Below are 21792 nucleotides of genomic sequence, written 5' to 3'. Positions count from 1 at the left end.
GTTTATAGGGATGCCTCACCCGTTTGCCTATACTTATTTGCAATATGATCGGCAATCAGGTTAAACATAAGAGTAAAAAGAAAAAGCACGATTCCGGTTGCAAAAAGGGCATAGTAATGATCGCCGCGAAATGGCGCTTCCGCCATTTCAGCTGCTATACTTGCCGGCATCGGTCGAACCGGATCAAAAATGCCGGTTGGAATCATTGCAGCGCCGCCTGCTACCATTAATACAACCATAGTTTCTCCGATTGCCCGTGACATACCAAGTATAACTGCTGTACTGATCCCTGAAATTGAGGCCGGCAAAATAACCCTGATAATCGTTTCCCAGTGTGTGGCGCCTAAAGATAATGAGGCTTCTTTTAATGCTACAGGAACACTGAAAATGGCATCTTCGGATATGCTGCAAATTGTAGGTATCGACATAAAGGCAAGCATTAAAGCGGCATTAAATAAATTCAAGCCGGTTGGAACATCTAAAATGTTTTGTAAAAATGGAGCAACAACAACCATTCCAAAAAATCCAATTACTACAGAAGGTAAAGCGGCAAGAAGCTCTACAACAGGTTTTACGATTTCTCTGACTTTACTTGAAGCTATTTCGGCCAGATATATTGCAGTCATCACCCCTAAAGGGATTGACATCATGGCCGAAATAACAGTAACTGCAATTGAACCTATAATTAATGGGAATATTCCAAAATCCGGTGGATCTGAAGTGGGATACCAGTATTTACCAAATATAAAATCGGTGACACTTACCTTTTGAAAAATTGGCAGCCCTTCCATAAAAAGAAACAATGAAATCATAACAAGAATTGCAATAGATGCTGTCGCAATACAAAAAAACAAGCGATGCAGCCATTTATCTTTAAATTGCCGGATATTTATCATTTCCATAATTCTCTAATATAAAGGTACAAATCCAACTTCTTCAACCAGTTTTTGACCTTTTTCCGGATTTAAAACATAGTTGATAAAATTAGCCACATCACCTTCCGGCCAGCCAGGCGTAAACATATAAAGAGCTCTGCTTATAGGGTATGAACCTTCAAGAGTGGTTTTGGGATTGCCTTGTATACCGTTTACCGTCAAAGGCTTTACATCCTTGTTTATATACCCTACACCGATGTATCCGATAGCATTTTTATTTTTGGAAACAGCCTGGGCAACAGCGCCATTGGAGGCCTGCAATAAAGCGCCGGGATACACTCTTTCCTTTTTCATTACTTTGTCTTCCCATACTTCATAAGTACCTGAAGAAGTATCGCGGGAAATTACCACTACCTTCCTGTCGTCTCCGCCTAATTCCTTCCAGTTCTTAATTTTGCCCTGATAAACATCTTTCAGTTTATCTATGCTGATATCTTTAACCGGATTTGAGGTATGTACTACAGGCACAATACAATCATAAGCAACTGCAAAAGGAACCGGATAAACGCCTTTTTCCATAGCCAGCTTTACTTCTTTATCTTTAATAAACCGCGAGCTGTCTGCAATATCTGTTGTTTTGTCAATAAGGGCTTTCATGCCGTTACCTGAACCACCGCCTGAAATTGAAATGGAAACCTCAGGATTTTCTTTCATAAAAGCTTCGGCTGTTTTTTGGGCTATCGGCAAAACCGTTGTTGAGCCTTTGATAACCACTTTACCGGCAAAAACAATACCGGCTGTACAAAACAACACTACTAAAATAACACTTATAAAAACTGATTTTTTCATAATAATTTCTCCTCCAATTATTTAGATGGCAATATTACAGTTATTTGTTAGAATTTTGTTAGAATAGTATTAGATATGAGTTAAAATCATTACCACCCCCCTTATTTCATAATATCATTGCCTATAACAGGGTAACCGCAATTGGAATTAATATGTTCTTTAATAGTTTTTCCGATTTTAAATGAACCCAACAATAATAAGTTAATCAAATTAATTTTTAAGAAAAAGCTAAATGCGGTTACCCTGTTGCTTATAATCCCTCTGGTTTCAAAATCCAAAGTGATTTGATATCAATGAATATAGAGTATGATTGTTAGAAAAGAATTAAGGTATAGTTAGAAATTAATAAGTTTATAGCGATTGTCATAAATATGCTTTGTGATCACCACGCCCTCGATTATGTTGCCCGGATTCCGTTTAGGCAGAAATTAAGCTGATGATTCATAAAAACGGCGCCGACACCGACGATCAGGATGCTGAAAGACATCGAAAGCTGTGAGTTTGGATTCCGCAGTCCGGTGAAAATTACCATTATAATCAAATAGCTGTGATTATATAATTCATGGTGCTGGTAGACAATCTCTGCCAGGGACCAGGGGGATTCAATGTCCTTAACCCAAGTTCGACAAAAACAGACAAAAATCCATTGATTGCAACACTTGCCAAACACTATTCCAAAGTAATCATCAAAGAACAGCTTCGTTGTGCCGAAAACAATAAAACAGTTTATAATACGGCTCCTCTGTATGAAACACAAGGTCATTCCAGCATAACCTTTACATCCCGAATAACATGAATTTTACTTATAAATTGATTTGAGTTTGCAGGTTATGGCGCTCAGTTAATTGCTTGAGCCACTTTCAAAACGTTTCAGTTTGGTCAAGCTCAAGGCGAGCGAAAATTTCAACCACAGGAATACATTTAGTATTTCGAGGATAGCGCTAAAGGTTAGCGCTTATGCTTCACTACGTGTCACTTCGTGCGAAATTTGAGCCCAACGCTTAAGATCGGCCAAAAAGGGGAGTTTTGAAACTGGCTCATTTGATTAACCATATTTTAGAATCTAACGCAGGGGCTTATGAGACGCGAGGTTACGAGCGGTCTCAATCAAGCCCCATGTTAGCTCACAACATAATAATGACATCTCTCTAACGCTTATTCCGCTTAGAAAACATGAATACTAATCCAGAGCCTAATAAGAGCAGAGTGGAAGGAATAGGGACAGCTTGCACTTCAAACGACTCTGCACCAAGATACCAGTTGGGAGCCGAACTGGCATCACTCGGGGCAATCGGTGCGAATGGTTCGAGAAACGTCGCGCCACCATCGAGACTATATGTTCCTGTGTAAAGTTTATCAACATCATCAAAGCTTAATCGTAGTAGAATGTTACCTGTGATATCACTTGGCATGACCCGCATCGCTTGTGTGTCAAAGTCCCCAGTTTCAACATCTTTGAATCTGTCAAACAAGATCACAGGACCTGTGGGAATGCCAAATAATTCCGACATCGCAGGGCCAAAATTGGCAAAGCTAATACTAATATCTTCTTCAGAGCCACTCATACCCATAAGGTAAAATTGGTTAATACCAGGAATACCATTCGTCCATGTTGAGGTCCCTTCATAGTCGCCGGCTCCGTCTTCCATATTGAACATAGAGCCAATATAGCTCATTTCTGAAGAGATATTGGGGGTGATTTGACCAACAGTTCCTGGATTTCTAAAGGTTACCATGTCGCCTGATTCAACCACTGTAGGATCATAAACCTCCCAATTGGGGGCGATACTCTCATCATTGAACTCATCAATGATGTTTCCAGGGAGATTACCTATAACCTGGAAGCGATCCAGACTATAGGCATATGGAGATGGGGCAGCCATAACACTACCTGCAAAAGAAACGATAACTAATACGAAGCAAAAGCACACAAATTTCTTACACATATCATTCCTCCTTTCAAAGGCTAACAATAAAGATTATATACGGAGTGAAGCTAAATAAATATATTATGCAATACTATAACTGTAATTACTTATGTGCAACCCAAGAGTAACCAGTGGCGTCCACTGAACTTGGACGCGACTATCGCAACGCTGCTTCCCGCCGTCTGCGTTGACCCGCTCGGCAATGCCGATAAATACGAAAGGCAGGGCTTCCTTGAGGCTGCCTTTGGGTTAAAAATATTTCTACTTTTTCTTCCTGCGTTCGCCGATGAGACCAGCTAAGCCAGAACCAAATAGCCAGACCGCTCCAGGTATGGGCACGGCGGATACATCGCCGGGACGAACTGCCATCGTAACGGCTAAAGCGTAGCCGTAGTTGTTATACCCTTTATCGCCATAGCCTTAGTTGCTATTACGATTATTTACAATTATTCTTAAATTTTTTTCTGAATCCTATAAGACTAATTAGCCCAGAACTCAAAAGGAGCATAGTACCAGGCACGGGTACTGGGGTATAGTTCAGTTCCAGAACTGCATGTGTATCGACATAACCATCAGCTGCAATATTTCCCCAGCTAACTATATCTACTATGTTTGATGCGTCATATACAACATTAAAACCAACTAATTCCACTGTAGAGCCGTCTGGGGCTGAGAAAATCGATGAGCCAGGCGCAATGTCCGGAAACATTCCACCGTTTGCGCTTCCCGAAATAGTTGTGCCTGCCGGAGTCACTGCAAAAGGTCCTGATGAACCATTTGAATTATAAACGGCCATATCAGGAGGGGAAGCATTATGATCAAAAAACAATGCTAAACCGTAATAATCGCTTCCACCGGTACTTGACGTCCCGAAAAGCTCAAAAGTGTTAAGTCCCGGCAATAGATCAATTGAAATTTCACCGAGATCAAGCCCGTTTCCAGGAGTGTTTAGGAAAACCCCATTTTGCCTCACACCCAACTGAGCAAAAGGATCACCAAGGTTTGACGACCAAATTCCGCCAGGCGCGTTAGTCCAGGCTCCTATAGCCGTTGATTTCTCCAGTGTAAGACTGGTTAAATTAACTGCAAAGGCAGGGGAAACAACACCGATAACCAAACTAGTTAGAAATACTGCCATTATCAACTTTTTCATTTTCTTCCTCCATTATATTTAAGATTTACATTCAGTACATTGGTAGTCCCTCCAAAACAACACAGGTTTGGAAATACCTGATTTTTCGCCATGTGCTTAAGTATACATAATACAAAGGTACCTACAGATAGCTTACAGATTAGCAAAAAATGGGAATTTTTTTATCAATGAAGATTATATTGCTCCATATGGTCAAGGGCATCACTCCAACCTCAAAGAAGATTATTACTTCCAAAATTCCTATTTTTCCTTTATCTTTCAGTGAATATTACGGATAAAAAGATTATACAAAACAGGCAACACAACAAGAGTCAACAGATCTGAAACAAAAAATTCCGTTAGTTTCAGGCACTTCTGCGGATAGCAACTAATTCAATAAGCCATGTCCCCAGAAGCAAGATAGCCGGTGAAATCGGCACTCAAATAGAAGCATTTTCTGAAGCAGGCGGCCTCAGCAGTTTAAGCAGGCCTGGATGTTACAAAATCTGAAACTAATGGTTTATACTTCTGATATTTACGTTTGGATCTCATAGATTGTCTTATAAATAAGACGTGGGTTTTCCATAATAACGGTTGTATCAGGCTTTATAGATTTGGTTACCCCTTTCTCAATCTTTTTCTCAATCCTACAAGACTGAGCAAACCCGAACCAACGAGATATATTGTAGCAGATACAGGCACAGTGGTTGAGGGCATACTTCCAATAATGCAGGCATTTGGATCGATGTCCGGAAAAGATACTATAAGATTTCCGCTGGCATTCCTTGATAAATGCCAAGAGAAGAAATATAACCCGTTGGATCATTCGTATAATCCACAGGAACAGTAAATGTCGCTGTAACAAGGGAAACCGATGCACTTGCGGAATAGAACAAAAACATGCCGATGAGCATACCTCCTAAGAAACAACACTGATAGACCGTATTGAAAGAGCAAGTTTCTTCCATTAATAACCCGGTAATAACCCAGTACGTAGCTTCGGGTTAAAATGCTACAAACAAATATCTTTTCATACAACCTCCTTTTGGGTTTTGTTGCAAACTTCACAATCGAAAAGGGCAAAGCCAGCCATGGCAACAAGAACGGTTTTCAACTGATGTTTTACCCTATCCACTATGCTTCCTGCAGAGCTGTCTTTTTTAAGTTGGATTCAGGCTATCAGCCAACTTAAAACCGGAAAACTTTGCTGTGCTCAGACATATTGCCTTGAATATGATTAAAAAAGAAGCAACACCGAAAAAGAGCATAAAATCAAAACGACATAGGGCTGGTTGGGATAATGATTATCTTATGAAAGTCCTGGCAGGTTGATTTCTAAATGCGGTTACCCTGAGATGCTTTCACGCAGATATTGACAAAAGAAGTAGAATGCGGTTATAGCGGCATAAAGGAGTAAAGGAGGTGATGAAGATTATAGCATAAGAAAATGTTAATAAAATAATGTGATTCTATAAAAAATATAAACAGATAGGGTTTGATATTAAATATATTAATAAATTAAAAGGAGAAATGATTCATGCGGTTAAAGACAATTGCGAGTTTTGTTGTGGTAGCGTTTATTTTTTTGGTATCAACCGGTTATGCTGGTGAATTACCAAAATATTCCAAACTTCAAAAAGTTCTTAAAGATGTTGTAAAAGAACAAAACGGCGGGTTTAGTTTAAATATGTGGGCAACGATAGTTGACAGGGATGGTGTCGTAAAAGCAGTTGTGTTCTCCGGTAATGACAGAGGCGACCAGTGGCCGGGAAGCCGTGCCATTTCAGCACAAAAAGCAAATACTGCAAATGGATTCAGCCTTCCTGGCTTATCATTATCTACAGCAAACCTTTTTACTGCCGTTCAGCCTGGTGGCAGTTTGTATGGCTTACAGCATAGTAATCCGGTTGATACTAAAGTAGCATATGGCGGGGCATCGGATGAAATCGGTACAAAAAAAGATCCTATGGTTGGCAAGAAAATCGGAGGAGTTAACGTTTTTGGCGGCGGTTTGGCTCTGTATAATAAAGATGGAAAGCTTATAGGAGCAATCGGGGTTAGTGGCGATAGTTCATGCGCTGATCATAACATTGCATGGAAAGTCAGGCATAATCTCGAATTAGACTATGTGCCTGCTGGTGTGAGCCCAAATAAGGATGATAATATAGTTTATGATATTACTGATGGTGTTAGTTCAGGCGGATGGGGGCATCCTGCATGCTCACCTGAAGCAGTAGAAATAGCCAAAGGTTTGCCAAAAACACGCCCTGTTCAATCGAAAAAGTAAGCCGCAGAAAATAGATATCGGGAACATCAATATATTAGTTGGTTTATTTCAAAAATAAAAAGCGTCTTTTTGCTTGGTGGGAAAGAGTTTTCTCTTTCCCACCGCTTGTTAGTCCCGCTGCAAGCGGCTGAAGAGTAGCTAATGATGCGGCAAGCATGGAAGATAATATTGTTGGTGCTGTTAATTGCTTTGTTCCCTCTCTGCTATTCAAAGACTTTGCTCTTCGCCAAAGAGAGTTGCTTTTCGTAAAAAGCCCAAAAAGCATCCAGTTCATCCTGAGAGACATCCGGTTCTTTTATGAGTATGGTGTTTATTTTTTTATTTTGTTTGGAAGCAACTTTGAGCCATAAACTTACGGTGCGGAACTCAACCCCAATAGTTTTTGCCACGCCTCGTAAGGACATTCCTTTAATTAAAAGTTTGAGAGCGTTCAAAATTTTTTCATCGGGAGACCTTAATCCATAAAAGATGCCCGATGTTTTACTGCAAAATGATTTGCCGCATTCTTTGCAAATATATCGGCGTAAGTTGGTTCCATCTTTTAATCGGAATGTACCATTGGAAATAATATTCGCTTTATCTGATTTAGCATATAGTGCGCATTTTGTGTTAGGGCATACGTTAATTCCAATCTTATGTTTAGGCAGTTGCGGTTTTAATTTTTTTTGGCAGTTTCGTTTTTTACTATTTGAAGAGGAAGCGTCAACAGTTAATACAGCATTTTTATCAACAGTTAATACAGCGTGCTGATCAATTTTATTTGGAGAATGTTCCTTAAAGGAATGGATAATATTTTTTTGTTTATTACTGGGATTTGCTGGTGACCATAATTGTTTGGTTCTTCTTGCTACATTCATTGCATGACCTTCCGCTGCAATCTTCTCAACATCCCATCTGTCAGGCACATTTATTTTCGGATGAAAATCCAATCCCATTTCATAGATTGCAGGACAAAGTTCGTTTTGCAAATGCCTATAGTCCCTTCCTAAGCTCATGCCCAAATTATTCTGGATTATAGCCGATTCTTTTATGACCGTATGGCTGGCAAGCAGGTATCGTTCTTTTTGTTTTATTTTGGAGAGGGCTCGCATAGCATCCATGATTACCCAGAAAGAGGCGCTAATGTTGCTAGCGAATGAAGAATAATAGAAAAAAACCCCTTCACCCTGAGCGATAATATCACTGATCATTTCACTTTTTAGGTAATTTTCAATGTTATCTTGTTTCTTAAGCTTGTTATATGCATCCAATGTTATGGGCAAACATACTTCATGGGCTATATAATGGTTCCAGTAATCTGTTAAAATGTAATTCAAATCAGGAAGAATAAAACTAGCGGCCTTAAACACATCTCGTTGCAAAGGCCTTTTGGGATCGTAAAGATCCTTGTGACATGAAAGAATCAGGTCAATGTGCTTGTTTTTTGTAATAGCAACTTTCTTCAGCAGGGTATTGTCTTCGGATTTTTCGCTGTATTCGAGTAAATCGAAGGAATAAAATTGCGCTTCTTCTAACGAAGAATACATGAATAGCCTTTTTCGCAGTGAATACCAAATGGGCTGATCTGCATTGAGAGCTAGGCAAACCTGCATCGGGATGCCGGTAACTTCTGAAATATCGTGAAGATTTTCAATACCTGCGCGGCGGCGACCTGCTTCCCAATTCCGCAATTCACGAACACTCACTCCTATCGATTCTGAAAGGATTTCCTGACTTAGTTTTTGCCATTTTCGATAATCCTTCAGCAGAAAACCGAGTGATTTATAAAGGACGATATTATTGGGGGAAAACATTGTTCCTTGTCTCTGCTCCATGAAGTATCTATAATCTCGCCAACTACAAGCTCGCAGGTTTAATTCATCAGGAACCTTTGGCAATATACGATAATTCATAATAATAGTATTTAGCAGGTCAACAATAATCAATTAATTTTTATATATTATAATTTGCTGATATTTTATTGTCAAGAATCCAATAAACGAGAAGTATGGAAAGGAGCATATGGAGAACAAATTAATAATATTTTTTTCCATCTCAAGATCGGTTCAATAAAGGTAACAGGAAAACAATAATGCCTGCCATGTCTTCTTATTTAGAAAAATATGAGATTTGTTATGCAGGAAGAATGCTTAAAGTGCTTTAGAGCAAGTTCCTATTATACTTCTGCCATAAGGTAAGGTTGGTATCAGTTTGGTACAATAGACGTTCCGGAATATATCCCTGCGCCGACTGACCCGAAAGTGTTTGCAACGTCCAGTAATATAACGGTTGAAAACGCTATCTCCCTTCTTGCTTTTACATCCGGGGATATGTGGAAAATTTCTACAATTATCAGCTAAAGTCGTGTTAGAGACGCTCTCGGGCACTAAACAGCCCTTTTGTTGCTTCATGTCTTGCCTGACAGCGCTTATAAGTTAATGCGATCCTCAAAAGGGCTGTTTAGTTCCCAAGAGAAAGTTAATTATAACAATTGAAAAGGGAGAAGGAGGAAAAGGTGAAAATGAAAAGAAATAGAATATTAAAGTATATAGGGGGCTCACTGTGTTCCTTGCTTGTTCTGTTTTTTTGTGGAGCTACAGTTCAGGCTGTGTATCTACCGAAAGTGATCGACAAGACCAACTGTGCTCAGTACAAAGATCTTCTAATTCCGGCTATGTACCGTGCTGTTGAAAGGGGCGATTTTATTATTACGCCGGGGGCTATAAACTTTAAATACAAGCATCAGGACAGTTTTATTGCTGCAGGCATGAAGAATGCCGGGAAATTCGACATAAGTCCCGATGGTGATTTAGTTGAAAAGAATACGGGGAAGATTCCACTATACAATATCTACGGGTATCCTTTTCCCAAAATTGATCAAATAGATCCCAAGGCCGGAAGTAGAATTATATCGAACTTTGATTATCAGTTATTTCGTTTTATGGGTACGCGCGTACTTCAGCATACAAGGTGGATAACTACATCAGGAGAGGAACGTTATGTTGGTGGTTATGATTACCGTCTTTATGCAACAGGCAGACCGCCGGGTCAGGAAATAACCAGGAATACTGATCATGTTAAATGGTATGAACTTCTAAATGCTTTGGTGCCGATGAGTATGAAAGGAACTAACACACTGGCATACATCTTTATGGATGCGAGGAACGATACCAATTATGCCTATGTCCCTGCCATTCGGAGGATTCGACAGACACCCTCGACGGCAAGGTCGGATCCATATATGGGTTCTGATGCTTGGCTGGATGTTAGTTACGGGTGGAGTGGCAAAGACCGTTCCATGAAATGGAAGTGTGTGGGAGAGAAGACAATACTTGTTTCGTTTACAAGCACTGAAATGATTCCTGCGGAAGAATTACCTGATGGAAGACTTACTATGAAATATCCTTTCACAGGCTGGTTTTTCAAATTAAATTATGAAGTACCGGGATTTAAAGGCGCTGCCTGGGCGCCTGCGCCGGGTGTTGTAACCTATGTTCCCAGAAAGGTGTGGGTCGTGGAGCAAATGCCTAAAGATCCGTATTATAACTGGGGATTGCACGTAAATTATATTGATCAGGAGACTTATACTATCTGGTATAAGGAGATATATGAAAAATCCGGTGAATTTCGTACCTGGGTAACTTTTTTCGTGCATTATAGTGAGGCTCCGACCGGTAAAAATAATACAGGGGATTATGATTCTGTGCTCTTTGTAGATGAAAAAATCCGTCATGCTACAATATCATCCCGTGCTCCCGATCCTGAAGTTTTTTTATATATGCCAGCTTCAAAACTGGACCCCAGTTTTTTTAGCGTAAGTAATTTCTTGCTGCTGTCTAAGTAGTGTCTGAGCAAACATAATGTTTGCACTTGTAGTAAAAACTCAAAGCAGAATTTCAATGTAAGCATGAACTATTAAATGAGATGATAAGAAAGGAAAATTTATGCTGAATACAAAAGATTCTTGGGATGTGAAAACCGACATTATCGTTGTGGGTTCGGGAAGTGGGGCCTTAACTTCAGCCATTGTTGGCCGGGAATGTGGGGCAGAAGTGTTTTTGCTGGAAACTACCGATAAAATAGGCGGTGGAACCGCATATTCCGGAGGCATGCTGTGGATTGCCAACAATCCACATATGTTAAAACTTGGCATTAAAGATTCAAGAGAAAATGCTTTGACTTATATACGCCACACGGGCGGTGGACATCATGTCGAGGATCTTACGGTGGCTTTTATCGATACCGCGCCGGAGATGCTGGAGTATATTGAAGAGAAGGCAGGCATGGAAATGGAAGTAATTCGCCCTTGCCCTGACTATTATCCTGAGCATCCGGGCGGTACCACTGAAGGCAGAGCCCTCCAACCCAAAATCTTTGACAGCAAGCGTTTGGGAGATTGGCAAAATAAATTACGACTTTCGCCCCATCTTCCGATACCCAGTAATATTCCCGAACTGATTAAATGGGGTGGTTATTGCAAGATAAGCAATTGGGATTGGGGGCTCCTTGCAAAACGAATGGAAGATGGCATCGTCGGCTTTGGTTCTTCTTTGATAGGACATCTTATGAAAGCATGTCTTGATCGAGAAGTAAATATAATGTTGCAGACGAGGGGCATTGAACTTGTCCGGGATGATACCAACCGGATTGTCGGGATCAAAGCGGAACAGGAGGGCCGAACAGTATTTATTCAAGGGCGGCTTGGTATTATATTGGCATGCGGGGGTTACGAGTGGAATGAGAATTTGAGACGCCTTAATTGTTCACCGACACTCGAAGCTTCAACTCCACCCTCAAACTGCGGTGACGGCCATATTATGGCTTTGGAGGCAGGAGCGGCTTGGGCACATCTGGATGAATCAGCAGGAACCTGTCTTGCCATTCCCGGTGAGACACATGAAGGCAAAACTCTTTACCGTATTTTTGTTGAAGAGCCGGCTCGCCCGGGCATGATTATGGTTAACCAACAAGGTAAGCGGTTCACGAATGAAGGTATGTACAAAACCGCTGAGGAGGATATGGTAAGGTTTGATGGTTCAAAGCAGATCTATCCTAACTTGCCCTGCTACCTGATCTACGATCATAACCACAAAACAAAGTATGTCTTTGGCTCTGTTATGCCTGATGACAATGCCCCGGAGTGGATGAACTGTTCATCGAGTCTTAGGGAGCTTGCGCTGAAACTGGCAATTAATCCTGATACACTTGATGAAACAGTGAATAATTTCAACTCTTATGCCAGAAAAGGAAAAGACCCGGAATTTCATCGGGGGGATTCTGCCTATGCTCGATTTTGGGGGGACCCTTTCCATAAGCCGAATCCTTCGCTTGGAACAATTGAAAAACCACCTTTCTATGGGTTTAAGGCAATTCGATCTGTGTTGGGCACCAAAAGTGGTCTTGTCACTAACGCTAACGCTCAAGTTATAAATGTTCGCGGAGAGCCGATCCAGGGTTTGTACGCTGTACCGAACACGGCAGCACATCTGGCATTAGGTCGTGGAATGACAAGCGGTCAGACTCTTGCACAGAGCATGACTTTCGGTTACATCGCCGCAAAGCATATGACAAAATGAACAGGAGGTTATTGTATGCCTTGGGTTGAACATAAAGCGTTTGTGAAGGCGCCATTGAAATCGGTATGGGATTTTATTTGTGTGATGAATAATTGGGCAAAATATTTGAAAGGTTACCAGAAGCACGAAGAGCTTAACGAAAAAGAATCTGTATGGACGCTGAAAGGAGATGTAGGTGTTTTGTGCCGGGTGGTGCACTTCAAAGTGTTTATAACGGAGTGGTCTGAACCGGAAAAAGTAAAGTTTATACTTGAGGGAATAAATGAACGTTTAACCGGAGAAGGCAGGTTCTTAGCTTTACCCATTCCGGATAATAATACTGAACTAAATTTCAAGCTTACTCTTAATGCAGGTGGGATGATAGGACCGCTTGTTAATGTGATGTTAAAACCAATGCTCAAGCCTGTAACCGTTGAGATGGCAGAAAATATTTCGAAAGAGATAGAGAGGCTTCAAGCATAAGTCTTAAGAAGATAATCAAAAGATGGAAGGAGTAAATAGATGGTACATGAAAATTATAAGCGCGTTTTGTCGCCTCTCACAATTCGGGGGCTGACCATTAAAAACCGTATTGTTCGTACTGCTCATGCCACCTTTTTTGCTGGTACCGATGGACTTATCAGCGATCAGTACATTGCTTATCATATGGCTAGGGCTGAAGGCGGAGTGGGGTTGGAAGTTTTGGCTCCCGGTTTTGTGCATAAATCTTCAAACTTCGTTCCGTGCACAATATTATGCTGGAGTGACGATGTTATTCCAGGTTACCAAAAGTTGATGAAGGCGATCAAACCGACGGGCATGAGAATTATTCAACAAATCTGGCATGGTGGTGGCATTTATGCAGACTGGCGCGATGTGAAAAAGGGACCATCTGCATTGCCGGGCATGTACACGGGAATGCCGACAAGGGCATTCAATCATGAGGAAATCCGTGAACTGGTGAATGCTTATACTTCAGCGGCAGTACGCTGTGAAAAAGGAGGCCTTCATGGTTGTGAGATAGCCGGTTCTCACGGTTACCTGGTTATGCAATTTCTTTCTCCATGGAGCAATCGACGGACAGATGAGTATGGCGGCAGTCTGGAAAACCGATCCAGGTTCCTGCGCGAAATCCTGACCGGCATACGCAGATCGGTATCGAACAGCTTTATTGTTGGTCTGCGCCTAGGTCCCGAAGCTCTTGAAGGCGGTTTGATCATAGACGAAATTGTCGATGTGCTTAAAATGCTCAAGGCTGACGGACTGGTTGACTATATTAATATGTCTATGGGTGGATACCACAACCCGGAAGCTATGGTTCCTGCCGTCCATACTCCAACCGGAGTGGAACTGAACTGGAACAGTGGTGTACGGGAGAAAACCGGACTGACAACTTTTATCTCGGGCCGTTTCCGCACTTTGGAAGAAGCGGAGCAGGTTATTTCTCAGGGTGAAGCCGACATGGTAGGCATGACCCGTGCTACCATTGCTGATCCATACCTGGTTAAAAAAACTATAGAGCAGGGAGCAGAATCGGTTCGGGCATGTATTGGCTGTAATCAATTGTGTGTGGGTAATATTTTTTCCGGACAACCTCTGCAATGCACAGTAAATGTCCAGGTAGGGCGGGAGTCGGAATTTCCTCAAACAGCGATCCCAAAAACGAGTACTCCTAAAAAGGTGCTGGTGGTTGGCGGCGGCCCTGCGGGTATGGAGGCCGCGCGAGTGGCTGCCCTGGCAGGCCATCAGATACACCTGTATGAGGCGACTCCTACTCTTGGCGGTGCATTAAAACTGGTGAAGACTATCCCTTATCTGGGGGGCTTTTACGACGTGTGTCATTGGTTGCAAGACCAGATTTACAGTCTGGGGGTTAACGTTCATACCGGTACCTATATAGATCTCGATGACATACTGGCAGCAAACCCCGATGTTGTTTTGCTGGCAACCGGATCGAGGCCGCGTGATGATGTATGGCAAATAGGGGCACCAGTTGTAGTACTGGAAAACCTTAAGACGCCGCTATTGGTAAATGTTCCCGACCTTCTGGAAAAACGCGCTGTTATTGATTCCGGTAAAACTGTGGTGCTTGTGGATGATAGAGGTCATTATGAAGCTGTGGGTGTGGCTGAATATTTGCTTCAAAATAAAGTTTCAGTAGAATATGTTACCCGTTTCGGCGATTTGGCACCGCAGATGGCAGTATCCTGGCGATCACGCCCTGCATTGCGTCGGCTCAATGCTTCTGGACGATTTACTTTGCATACCCACAGTTATTTGGCTGATGTCTCGGCACATGGGGCTGTAAAAGTTGGCTCTTTTGTTGGCCAAGCTGCAAAACTTATAAATGCAGATCATGTGGTATACGCAGGCTATAATCTGCCCAATGACGAATTATTTGAACAGCTTCAAAAATCCGCTTTCAACGGGCGGGTTGAACTCATAGGCGATTGCAGCAGCCACCGATACCTGCATTCATCGATCCATGATGGATTTAATATAGCCTGTAGTATCTGAAACTTATAACATTTATACTATTTTTACCGTTAAATAGTTTAATGCTTCTTCTAAAAGGAAGGTGATAAAATGACAACTACGTCTGTACTTAACGCTACTTTTTCCCATATCGGCATTTGTGTTTCAGATATCAAGCGTGCCAAACATTTTTACAAAGATGCCTTTGGCTTTATGGAAGGCGCTGTTTTTGAATCGAAAAACGATATTAATGATCTATTGGGCCTTTCAGGCAAAGTGGAAATGACAAGCCAAATGCTGACTCTTGGAAGTATAATAATAGAGTTAATCTACTTTAAGGAACCCGATGCCTTTGCATCCGGCAATTTAAGGCCGATGAACCAGTGTGGGCTAACTCATCTGTCCTTTATTGTGGAAGATGTAGACAAAGCTGCGGCGCATCTTGAAGCCTGTGGCGCCCGGATTTTACATACAACCAGAACTGTTCTTGACTCTACTACCGGTGGTGATCCCGCTGTGTTGATTTTCTGTACCGATCCGGATGGTACCCGTATAGAACTATATAAACCCCCATCCGGTTGGCAGGCCGACAAACCTTAAGGAGATTGGATATGAGCATAGAAGAGAACAAAAGTATTGTATTGGCTTTTATCGGAAACATTTCAAAGGGCAACTATGATAAAGCGTTTAATTTGCTGGCAGACGATGCCACATGGTGGGTTGCCGGAAATCTTCCCGGTTCCGGTATATATCCAAAAGAAAAAATTCCGGAAATAATGTCTTTTTTAAGCTCGGCTTTTCCTAAAGGTATAGAGATAACTGTTACCCACTTAATCGGAGAAGGAGATTATGTTGCGGTTGGGGGCAGCTCATACGCGGAGATAGCGAAAGATAAGATCTACCAAAATACATATCACTGGTTATTTGAGGTTAAGGAAGGAAGTGTTCGGGCGATCAGGGAGTATATGGATACCTTGCATGTTAAGGAGATTTTATACGGATAACAAGAAGGGGGTTAACAATTTATAACGAGGTATTAACATGAGTTTAAAATTTCAAGATAAAGTAGCCTTGGTAACGGGGGGAGGCTCAGGGATTGGTAGAGCCACCAGCCTTGCCTTCAGCAATGAAGGAGCAAATATCGTTGTCGCAGACATAAATGTGACAGGAGGTGAAGAAACCGTAGCAATGATCAGGGATTCCGGCGGAGAAGCAGTCTTTTTTGAAGCCGATGTCTCGCAGGAAAAAGATGCTGAGGCAATGGTTGGAAAGGCTGTTTCCTCCTATGGCCGTCTGGATTGCGCTTTTAACAATGCAGCCCACAACTCGGCAATTGTTCCAACGGCCGAACGCACGGTAGAGATGTTTATGCGTACCATAAGCGTAGATCTTATAGGAGTCTGGTTGGGCATGAAGTATCAAATCCTTCAATTTCTCAAACAAGGGGGAGGAGTAATTGTCAATACCGCATCGGCTGCAGCTTTGGGATTCCCTTCACCTGGAGCATCCGATTACGTGGCTGCCAAGTATGGGGTGGTTGGCCTTAACAGGACCGCTCAATTGGAATATGCCAAGGATGGAATCAGGATCAATGTGGTATGCCCTGGTGTTATCCCAACAGTTATGATGAAGGAGTATATGGCCAGTAAACCTGAAGTTGAAAAATGGCTCATGGATAGGACTCCCGCAAAGCGGTTTGGTACACCGGAAGATATCGCCGAAGCAGTAATCTGGCTTTGCTCCGATTCGGCATCCTTTGTTTATGGAAGCGTGCAGGCAGTTGATGGCGGAATGCTTTTATCCTGATGAAAGGAATAATTAAGATATTTTTTTTAAGAACTATTAACTACCAGAATTTTATTAACGTTACCAAATAATTAATTAATGTTTCAATTAGGCTTTAAAGAGGGAGAGCTATGGAAATAAAATCTTTTGAGGAAGAGGACATAACAAAGAAGAGTCAGAAAACTTGTGTGATTGTTGGTGCCGGCATGGGCGGCTTAGCTTGCGGTGCAGTTTTGGCCAAAAATGGCTTTAAAACTTTAGTATTTGAGAGAAACAATACTGTTGGCGGTGTTGCCCGTGCAATAGAGTTTAATGACTACTGGCTGGATGAAGGCGGACATTATGTGATTCACGTGCCTGGCCAGACTCCGGATAGAGACAAAGTAGCGAAGCTTGCCGGGATAACTACCACATGTAATGTAATTAAAGGCCAATCCATGTTCCTGCTTTGGAAGGGTAAGGAGATGCCAATTACAAAACTATGGCCATTGTCTCCAGATTACGACAGAGCGACTCTAAAGAAAATCTATACTGAGTTGATTGATGAAGACATTAATGAAATAGAACGCTTTGTTGCCTTAATGATGGTCGATCTCGGAAAAGCCATTGCAACAGTTAATTTTGAGACATATAATGACTTGTTGGAGAACCTTCCCTATATCCCCATTGAGGAATTCATCAGGCAAAGAACAAGCAATGAAAAAGTCGTGTCATGGGTCATCAATCTTGCAACTATATGCATTTTAATCCCGGCAGAATCAGTTGCCACATGTTCAACATATCTGGTTCTTGTGCTTTTTGCCGGTCTTACCACAAATCAATTTTCGTATTGTTATCCAACTCATCCGCGGTATGGTGGTTTTGCTGCTATGTATGAGCCCTATGCAGATGTCATAAGAGAAAGCGGTGGTGAAATACACACGCGCGCTTTGGTAAAGAAGATTACAATTGAAGGTGGTAAGACCACAGGTGTCATTGTGGAGCGTGGTGGCAAAGATCAGTTCATTGCTGCCGATTCTGTTGTCTGCAATGTTTCGCCGCAAGTTGCTTATAGAATCGGACTGTTGGATATGGGAAGCTTCCCAAATCCATATCGTGACGATTTTACTCAGCGAGTCAAAACGATTGAAGATGGCGCAAAAAGATATGACGTGCAAATTGTCAATGTACACATTGGCTTAAAGCATAAGCTGGTAAATACCGAAGCCTGGATTGTAATCCTTGATGACCATGGACATGCGATCGGAGGTATACAAACATACTCGAATCTAAATCCTGCTTCAGCTCCAAAAGGTAAGCAATTACTTTACATAAATACGTTTCTCTACAAGGTACCGAGAGAGTTTAGTGTTGTTGAAAAATATGCAGCAGATACCGTGCTTCCTGTTTTGAGAAGCTGGATTAGTGATTTTGATGAGAATGTCGAGTGGATGATGGCAGGCTTTTCGCCTGTTGTTTACGCAGAATATAATCAGCAAATGTTTTCAAGTCATGCAAAGTTTGAAAATGTTACGCCTGTAGATAACTTCTATTTTGCAGGAATGTTTACCGGAAGGGTAACGGCAGACGGTGCATTGCGAACCGGAGCTGAAGTAGCCGAGCGCGTTCTTGGGCGTAAACTTTTTGTAAAATAAAACAACATTGCGGAGTTGCCTGTGAAAATCGATGCGGATAAGTGCACATGCTGTATGCTGTGTGTGAAACAATGCCCAGAGGGTGCAATTATTGGCTGTGAAGTTAAACAGCCGCCTGTTATCGATATATCCCGTTGCAGTGGATGCAATGCATGCCGTTCGGTCTGTGAGTTCCAGGCGATTACTGTGGTAGTTTACATAACGAAATGATTAAAGCATTTTTATCATCAGAGGTACCGCAACAAACGTTCCTATAGAAGCGCCTAAGTTCGTAAAGGCAACTACAAGAAGTATTCTGGTAACTTTATTTTTCCAGAAGCCTCGTATAGAAAGAATATCTTCAGGTAAGCTTTCTATATCTTTAACTTTAGGTTTGCTGAAATAGGCTTCCACCAGCCCTGAAACCCATCCAACAGCTATAAGCGGATGCAGAGTAGTTAATGGTGCAGCAAGCATGGAAGATAAAATCGTAAGAGGGTGAGCCATGGCGACAACTGCGCCTATCCCTGCAAGGACACCTGTTATAAGTATCCACCAGGTTATCATATCCGCACCGGCCTTTGCTCCGCCGTAATAAAAACCATAAACAAACAGTATTAAGATACCGGCTGTGAAAATCCATTGGAAAGCATTTGATATATTACTTTTGGGAGGAATTGTTTCAAGTGATTCTATATCAATATCATCGTCCCAATTAGCTTTTATACCTTTTACATGACCGGCTCCTACTACAGCTACAATTTTGTTTCCCGGAGCTGTTTTAATTTTTTCGGCAAGATACATATCTCTTTCATCTATCAATATCTTTTTTAAAGCAGGAAGAGATTGCCCTACTTCTGCAAGAAGAGTTTCAAGCACGTCTTCCTGTTTCATCTTTTCAATATCATTTTCCGTGATATCTCCAACATCTCCTAATGAAAGAATCAGTTGGAAAATAAGCTTTGCTTTTCCCCAAAATCCGATATTACGCCATACTCTTGTAAGAGTTACTCTTATATCCCTATCTGCTGTATGTATCTTGGCACCGATGGATTTTCCCGCTATGATGGCCTGAACCATTTCCATTCCCGGAATTATATCAAATTTTTTTGCAATTCTTTTCTGAAATGATGCGAGAATTAGATTTGAAAGAAGAAGAAAAGTCTTTTTTTCCTTTATAACTTTTACAATATTGGTATTTTGCCACATGTCCTTTTTTTCTATAGCCTGATACCTTGATTCACATAGTTCTACACATACGGTATCGGGCTTTTCTTCGTTAATTACCGAATTGACAAGTTCAGCGCTATCTTTTGACACATGAGCGGTTCCTACAAGAATGATTTCCTTATCTCCGGCAAACAGGCGATGCACCATATTGTGGTTGTTGGATTCCATTATTATATTTATTTACTCCTTTTAAGTTCGGCTATAGTAGAGCCCCAGCCCCCTCTTTCAGGCGGCGAATCGCTAAATGATACAACATAAGGACTTTTCTTTAAAATTTGCGCAACATTATTTTTAAGTATTCCTTTGCCCTTACCGTGTATTATACGCACAGTATAGATGCCGTTTGCAATACATTCTTCGAAATATTCGGAAAGAAGATCGGAAACATCCTGGGGCCTGAATGTATGTAAATCGATTGAATCTTCAATAGGTATTTTAACCGGTTTCATTTTATATCAGTTTTAAGCAGCGAAGATGCACAAGGGTTATGGCTGCGATAATTAATTCCCGCTTTTTCGAAGCTGGTTGTTGCATAACAATATTGGCATTCATAGAGACAGGAATTATACATTCCAATATCTTTACTTGAAACACATCCGCATTCTTTTCTTTGAGAAGGATCTTTTTTCAGATCAAGATCTATTCCAAAAACTTTTTTAATATAATCATCATCTATACATTTACCAGGAAAAATGCCGAATTTTTTAAGATCTTTTTTTAAGGCACAGCTTTGTATTTGCATATTATTTTCAGCAGCAATTTGAGCTAAAAAACCGGAAAGATCAAATATATTATCATCGCATTCATTGAAAATAAAACCGTTATCAGACAGCTTGTTAAGCCTGCCCTTTATCTTTCGGTAAATATCTAAATAACTTATTATGCAGCGTTGCGTATAACCGCGCAAAGATTTTGCTATATTTTCATAGTTGTTTTTGTGAAAATTAATATCTGTAATATTGCTTAAAACAATTGGGTCATAGCGCCAAATAATCTTTTGGGGGCCGATAAGATCGGACAGCTTTTTGAATATATTAAGCGAGTGTTTCACTGAAGGAGATTTAGGGTCAAGAAGTTTCGGGTTATTCATAAGAGTATATAAAAAATAAAAACGATAGCCTCTTTGATTAAGTTCTTTTAGATAAGGAATAATTGGGCCTGGATTGCGTGTCCAGAACACAATAAGATCAACGTTTTCAGGAGATAGAGAAATATTTGAAATTTGAGCCGGATTGAAGGGGTTTGCAACTGTGCAAAATTCAGCACGAATGCGATTCATAAACCATCTGCTGTAAAAAGCCGGGATATCAGTTCTTCTGCTTGCGCTTATTATCATATGGTTGCTTTAGCACTAACAAAAACCCATGTTTCTTTGTTAAGGCCGGAATTTTTTGATTTGTAAATTTTTGAATATCTTATAATGTTTGTCGTTTCCTGTTAGAATTGGAAGCCCATAAACAATTGCTGTAGCACCTATCAAAGCATCCGCAAGTTGAATAGAATGGCTTAAATAATGTTGTTCTACAAAAAACATTGCTTTGGCGGATATCTCTTCTGAAAGATAAAGAATTTTCGAGTTCCAAATATGCAGGGCCTTACGAAGATGGTTAAGCTCAATCTTGTTTCTCATACCCTGGACTAATTCCATGTATGTGATTACTGAAATAAAGAAATCCTTTGAGCCTTCAATAGCTTTAAATGCTTTTTCATTTCCTTTCATATACCAAATGAGGATATCCGTATCGAGAAGCATTTAATATCTTCCTTTTCTTAACTTCCTGACATATTCATCTACGTCTTTAATTACATCATTATCTTTCCAAATTCCAAACAACTCATTTTTAGTGATTTCCTTCTTTTTCTCTGTATAGGGAATAAGTTTGGCGCGAGGTTTGCCGCGAAAGGTAATTATAACTTCTTCACCCTTCTTGACGGTATCAAGCAGTCCTTTTGAATGAAACCTGAGATCTTTTGCAGTTGCTTTCATAACACCATCTCCTTCTATCAAAGTTTACACTATGAAATATAAACTATGAGAAGATATATGTCAATATAGAATGATATATGAATATTATTCAAAATAT

The 21792-nt window shown here is 40.9% G+C and carries 21 protein-coding genes; 10 read left to right on the top strand and 11 right to left on the bottom strand.

The window, feature by feature from the left end; genetic code table 11:
* Nucleotides 1-2 precede the first annotated feature (2 nt).
* The 4 genes from pstC to KKC46_11080 form a co-directional block, all read right to left on the bottom strand.
* Nucleotides 3-896, bottom strand: coding sequence for a phosphate ABC transporter permease subunit PstC (gene pstC, locus KKC46_11095; GenBank protein ID MBU1054359.1), 894 nt, complete (start codon nucleotides 894-896; stop codon nucleotides 3-5).
* 12 nt (nucleotides 897-908) lie between these two features.
* On the bottom strand, nucleotides 909-1724 hold the full coding sequence (locus tag KKC46_11090; protein MBU1054358.1) for a phosphate ABC transporter substrate-binding protein: 816 nt from the start codon (nucleotides 1722-1724) through the stop codon (nucleotides 909-911).
* Nucleotides 1725-2872: 1148 nt separating this feature from the next.
* Nucleotides 2873-3670 (bottom strand): PEP-CTERM sorting domain-containing protein, encoded by a 798-nt coding sequence (locus tag KKC46_11085; GenBank protein MBU1054357.1) that lies wholly within the window; start codon nucleotides 3668-3670, stop codon nucleotides 2873-2875.
* Between the two features lie 418 nt (nucleotides 3671-4088).
* Nucleotides 4089-4805 (bottom strand): PEP-CTERM sorting domain-containing protein, encoded by a 717-nt coding sequence (locus KKC46_11080; protein ID MBU1054356.1) that lies wholly within the window; start codon nucleotides 4803-4805, stop codon nucleotides 4089-4091.
* A gap of 1516 nt (nucleotides 4806-6321) precedes the next feature.
* On the opposite strand from KKC46_11080, the gene KKC46_11075 reads away from it, so the two are divergent.
* Entirely contained in the window at nucleotides 6322-7071 is a 750-nt protein-coding gene (locus tag KKC46_11075) for a heme-binding protein (protein ID MBU1054355.1), read from the top strand.
* Between the two features lie 43 nt (nucleotides 7072-7114).
* On the opposite strand, the gene KKC46_11070 is transcribed toward KKC46_11075, so the two are convergent.
* The gene (locus tag KKC46_11070; GenBank protein MBU1054354.1) at nucleotides 7115-7282 is read right to left on the bottom strand and encodes a hypothetical protein; all 168 of its coding nucleotides are present in this window, start codon (nucleotides 7280-7282) and stop codon (nucleotides 7115-7117) included.
* Nucleotides 7275-8996, bottom strand: a complete 1722-nt coding sequence (locus KKC46_11065) for a helix-turn-helix domain-containing protein (protein MBU1054353.1) — start codon at nucleotides 8994-8996, stop codon at nucleotides 7275-7277. Before KKC46_11065 ends, KKC46_11070 begins: the two co-directional genes overlap by 8 nt.
* 575 nt (nucleotides 8997-9571) lie before the next feature.
* On the opposite strand from KKC46_11065, the gene KKC46_11060 reads away from it, so the two are divergent.
* The 9 genes from KKC46_11060 (at nucleotide 9572) to KKC46_11020 (ending at nucleotide 18709) form a co-directional block, all read left to right on the top strand.
* Complete coding sequence (locus tag KKC46_11060) at nucleotides 9572-10894, top strand: DUF1329 domain-containing protein (protein ID MBU1054352.1); 1323 nt, start codon at nucleotides 9572-9574, stop codon at nucleotides 10892-10894.
* A gap of 100 nt (nucleotides 10895-10994) precedes the next feature.
* Nucleotides 10995-12626, top strand: a complete 1632-nt coding sequence (locus tag KKC46_11055) for an FAD-binding protein (GenBank protein MBU1054351.1) — start codon at nucleotides 10995-10997, stop codon at nucleotides 12624-12626.
* Nucleotides 12627-12641: 15 nt separating this feature from the next.
* Entirely contained in the window at nucleotides 12642-13088 is a 447-nt protein-coding gene (locus KKC46_11050) for an SRPBCC family protein (protein MBU1054350.1), read from the top strand.
* A gap of 39 nt (nucleotides 13089-13127) precedes the next feature.
* Complete coding sequence (locus KKC46_11045; protein ID MBU1054349.1) at nucleotides 13128-15122, top strand: FAD-dependent oxidoreductase; 1995 nt, start codon at nucleotides 13128-13130, stop codon at nucleotides 15120-15122.
* 69 nt (nucleotides 15123-15191) lie between these two features.
* The gene (locus KKC46_11040; protein MBU1054348.1) at nucleotides 15192-15680 is read left to right on the top strand and encodes a VOC family protein; all 489 of its coding nucleotides are present in this window, start codon (nucleotides 15192-15194) and stop codon (nucleotides 15678-15680) included.
* Nucleotides 15681-15691: 11 nt separating this feature from the next.
* A complete protein-coding gene (locus KKC46_11035) occupies nucleotides 15692-16084 on the top strand; it encodes a nuclear transport factor 2 family protein (protein ID MBU1054347.1) in 393 nt (130 codons plus the stop codon).
* Nucleotides 16085-16121: 37 nt separating this feature from the next.
* Complete coding sequence (locus KKC46_11030; protein MBU1054346.1) at nucleotides 16122-16886, top strand: glucose 1-dehydrogenase; 765 nt, start codon at nucleotides 16122-16124, stop codon at nucleotides 16884-16886.
* A gap of 110 nt (nucleotides 16887-16996) precedes the next feature.
* Nucleotides 16997-18499: an FAD-dependent oxidoreductase gene (locus KKC46_11025; protein MBU1054345.1), complete on the top strand. Its 1503-nt coding sequence runs from the start codon at nucleotides 16997-16999 to the stop codon at nucleotides 18497-18499.
* Nucleotides 18500-18553: 54 nt separating this feature from the next.
* Nucleotides 18554-18709, top strand: coding sequence for a 4Fe-4S binding protein (locus tag KKC46_11020; protein ID MBU1054344.1), 156 nt, complete (start codon nucleotides 18554-18556; stop codon nucleotides 18707-18709).
* On the opposite strand, the gene KKC46_11015 is transcribed toward KKC46_11020, so the two are convergent.
* The 5 genes from KKC46_11015 to KKC46_10995 are packed head-to-tail and all read right to left on the bottom strand — an operon-like array spanning nucleotide 18710 to nucleotide 21695.
* Complete coding sequence (locus KKC46_11015; protein MBU1054343.1) at nucleotides 18710-19876, bottom strand: TraB/GumN family protein; 1167 nt, start codon at nucleotides 19874-19876, stop codon at nucleotides 18710-18712.
* Between the two features lie 8 nt (nucleotides 19877-19884).
* Entirely contained in the window at nucleotides 19885-20157 is a 273-nt protein-coding gene (locus KKC46_11010; GenBank protein MBU1054342.1) for a Smr/MutS family protein, read from the bottom strand.
* Nucleotides 20154-21044: a DUF1848 domain-containing protein gene (locus KKC46_11005; protein MBU1054341.1), complete on the bottom strand. Its 891-nt coding sequence runs from the start codon at nucleotides 21042-21044 to the stop codon at nucleotides 20154-20156. The genes KKC46_11010 and KKC46_11005 overlap by 4 nt, the downstream gene beginning before the upstream one ends.
* Before the next feature lie 39 nt (nucleotides 21045-21083).
* The gene (locus KKC46_11000; GenBank protein MBU1054340.1) at nucleotides 21084-21461 is read right to left on the bottom strand and encodes a type II toxin-antitoxin system VapC family toxin; all 378 of its coding nucleotides are present in this window, start codon (nucleotides 21459-21461) and stop codon (nucleotides 21084-21086) included.
* Nucleotides 21462-21695 carry a type II toxin-antitoxin system prevent-host-death family antitoxin gene (locus tag KKC46_10995; GenBank protein ID MBU1054339.1) on the bottom strand — a complete coding sequence of 78 codons (234 nt, stop codon included), beginning with the start codon at nucleotides 21693-21695 and terminating at the stop codon, nucleotides 21462-21464. It lies immediately after the preceding gene.
* Nucleotides 21696-21792 lie beyond the last annotated feature (97 nt).

The organism is Pseudomonadota bacterium, assembly GCA_018817425.1.
Lineage (GTDB): Bacteria > Desulfobacterota > Desulfobacteria > Desulfobacterales > RPRI01 > RPRI01.
Note: the sequence above shows the minus strand (reverse complement) of the source record. Positions and strands in the feature narration are given on the sequence as shown.

Bases quoted from the DNA above. Each gene is read 5' to 3' on its own strand.
- KKC46_11090 (MBU1054358.1), bottom strand. From the start codon at position 1,724: ATGAAAAAATCAGTTTTTATAAGTGTTATTTTAGTAGTGTTGTTTTGT.
- KKC46_11025 (MBU1054345.1), top strand. From the start codon at position 16,997: ATGGAAATAAAATCTTTTGAGGAAGAGGACATAACAAAGAAGAGTCAG.
- KKC46_11060 (MBU1054352.1), top strand. From the start codon at position 9,572: ATGAAAAGAAATAGAATATTAAAGTATATAGGGGGCTCACTGTGTTCC.
- KKC46_11085 (MBU1054357.1), bottom strand. From the start codon at position 3,670: ATGTGTAAGAAATTTGTGTGCTTTTGCTTCGTATTAGTTATCGTTTCT.
- KKC46_11075 (MBU1054355.1), top strand. From the start codon at position 6,322: ATGCGGTTAAAGACAATTGCGAGTTTTGTTGTGGTAGCGTTTATTTTT.
- KKC46_11010 (MBU1054342.1), bottom strand. From the start codon at position 20,157: ATGAAACCGGTTAAAATACCTATTGAAGATTCAATCGATTTACATACA.
- KKC46_11080 (MBU1054356.1), bottom strand. From the start codon at position 4,805: ATGAAAAAGTTGATAATGGCAGTATTTCTAACTAGTTTGGTTATCGGT.
- KKC46_11055 (MBU1054351.1), top strand. From the start codon at position 10,995: ATGCTGAATACAAAAGATTCTTGGGATGTGAAAACCGACATTATCGTT.
- KKC46_11005 (MBU1054341.1), bottom strand. From the start codon at position 21,044: ATGATAATAAGCGCAAGCAGAAGAACTGATATCCCGGCTTTTTACAGC.
- KKC46_11015 (MBU1054343.1), bottom strand. From the start codon at position 19,876: ATGGAATCCAACAACCACAATATGGTGCATCGCCTGTTTGCCGGAGAT.
- KKC46_11045 (MBU1054349.1), top strand. From the start codon at position 13,128: ATGGTACATGAAAATTATAAGCGCGTTTTGTCGCCTCTCACAATTCGG.
- KKC46_11000 (MBU1054340.1), bottom strand. From the start codon at position 21,461: ATGCTTCTCGATACGGATATCCTCATTTGGTATATGAAAGGAAATGAA.
- KKC46_11030 (MBU1054346.1), top strand. From the start codon at position 16,122: ATGAGTTTAAAATTTCAAGATAAAGTAGCCTTGGTAACGGGGGGAGGC.
- pstC (MBU1054359.1), bottom strand. From the start codon at position 896: ATGATAAATATCCGGCAATTTAAAGATAAATGGCTGCATCGCTTGTTT.
- KKC46_11020 (MBU1054344.1), top strand. From the start codon at position 18,554: ATGCTGTGTGTGAAACAATGCCCAGAGGGTGCAATTATTGGCTGTGAA.
- KKC46_11035 (MBU1054347.1), top strand. From the start codon at position 15,692: ATGAGCATAGAAGAGAACAAAAGTATTGTATTGGCTTTTATCGGAAAC.
- KKC46_10995 (MBU1054339.1), bottom strand. From the start codon at position 21,695: ATGAAAGCAACTGCAAAAGATCTCAGGTTTCATTCAAAAGGACTGCTT.
- KKC46_11040 (MBU1054348.1), top strand. From the start codon at position 15,192: ATGACAACTACGTCTGTACTTAACGCTACTTTTTCCCATATCGGCATT.
- KKC46_11050 (MBU1054350.1), top strand. From the start codon at position 12,642: ATGCCTTGGGTTGAACATAAAGCGTTTGTGAAGGCGCCATTGAAATCG.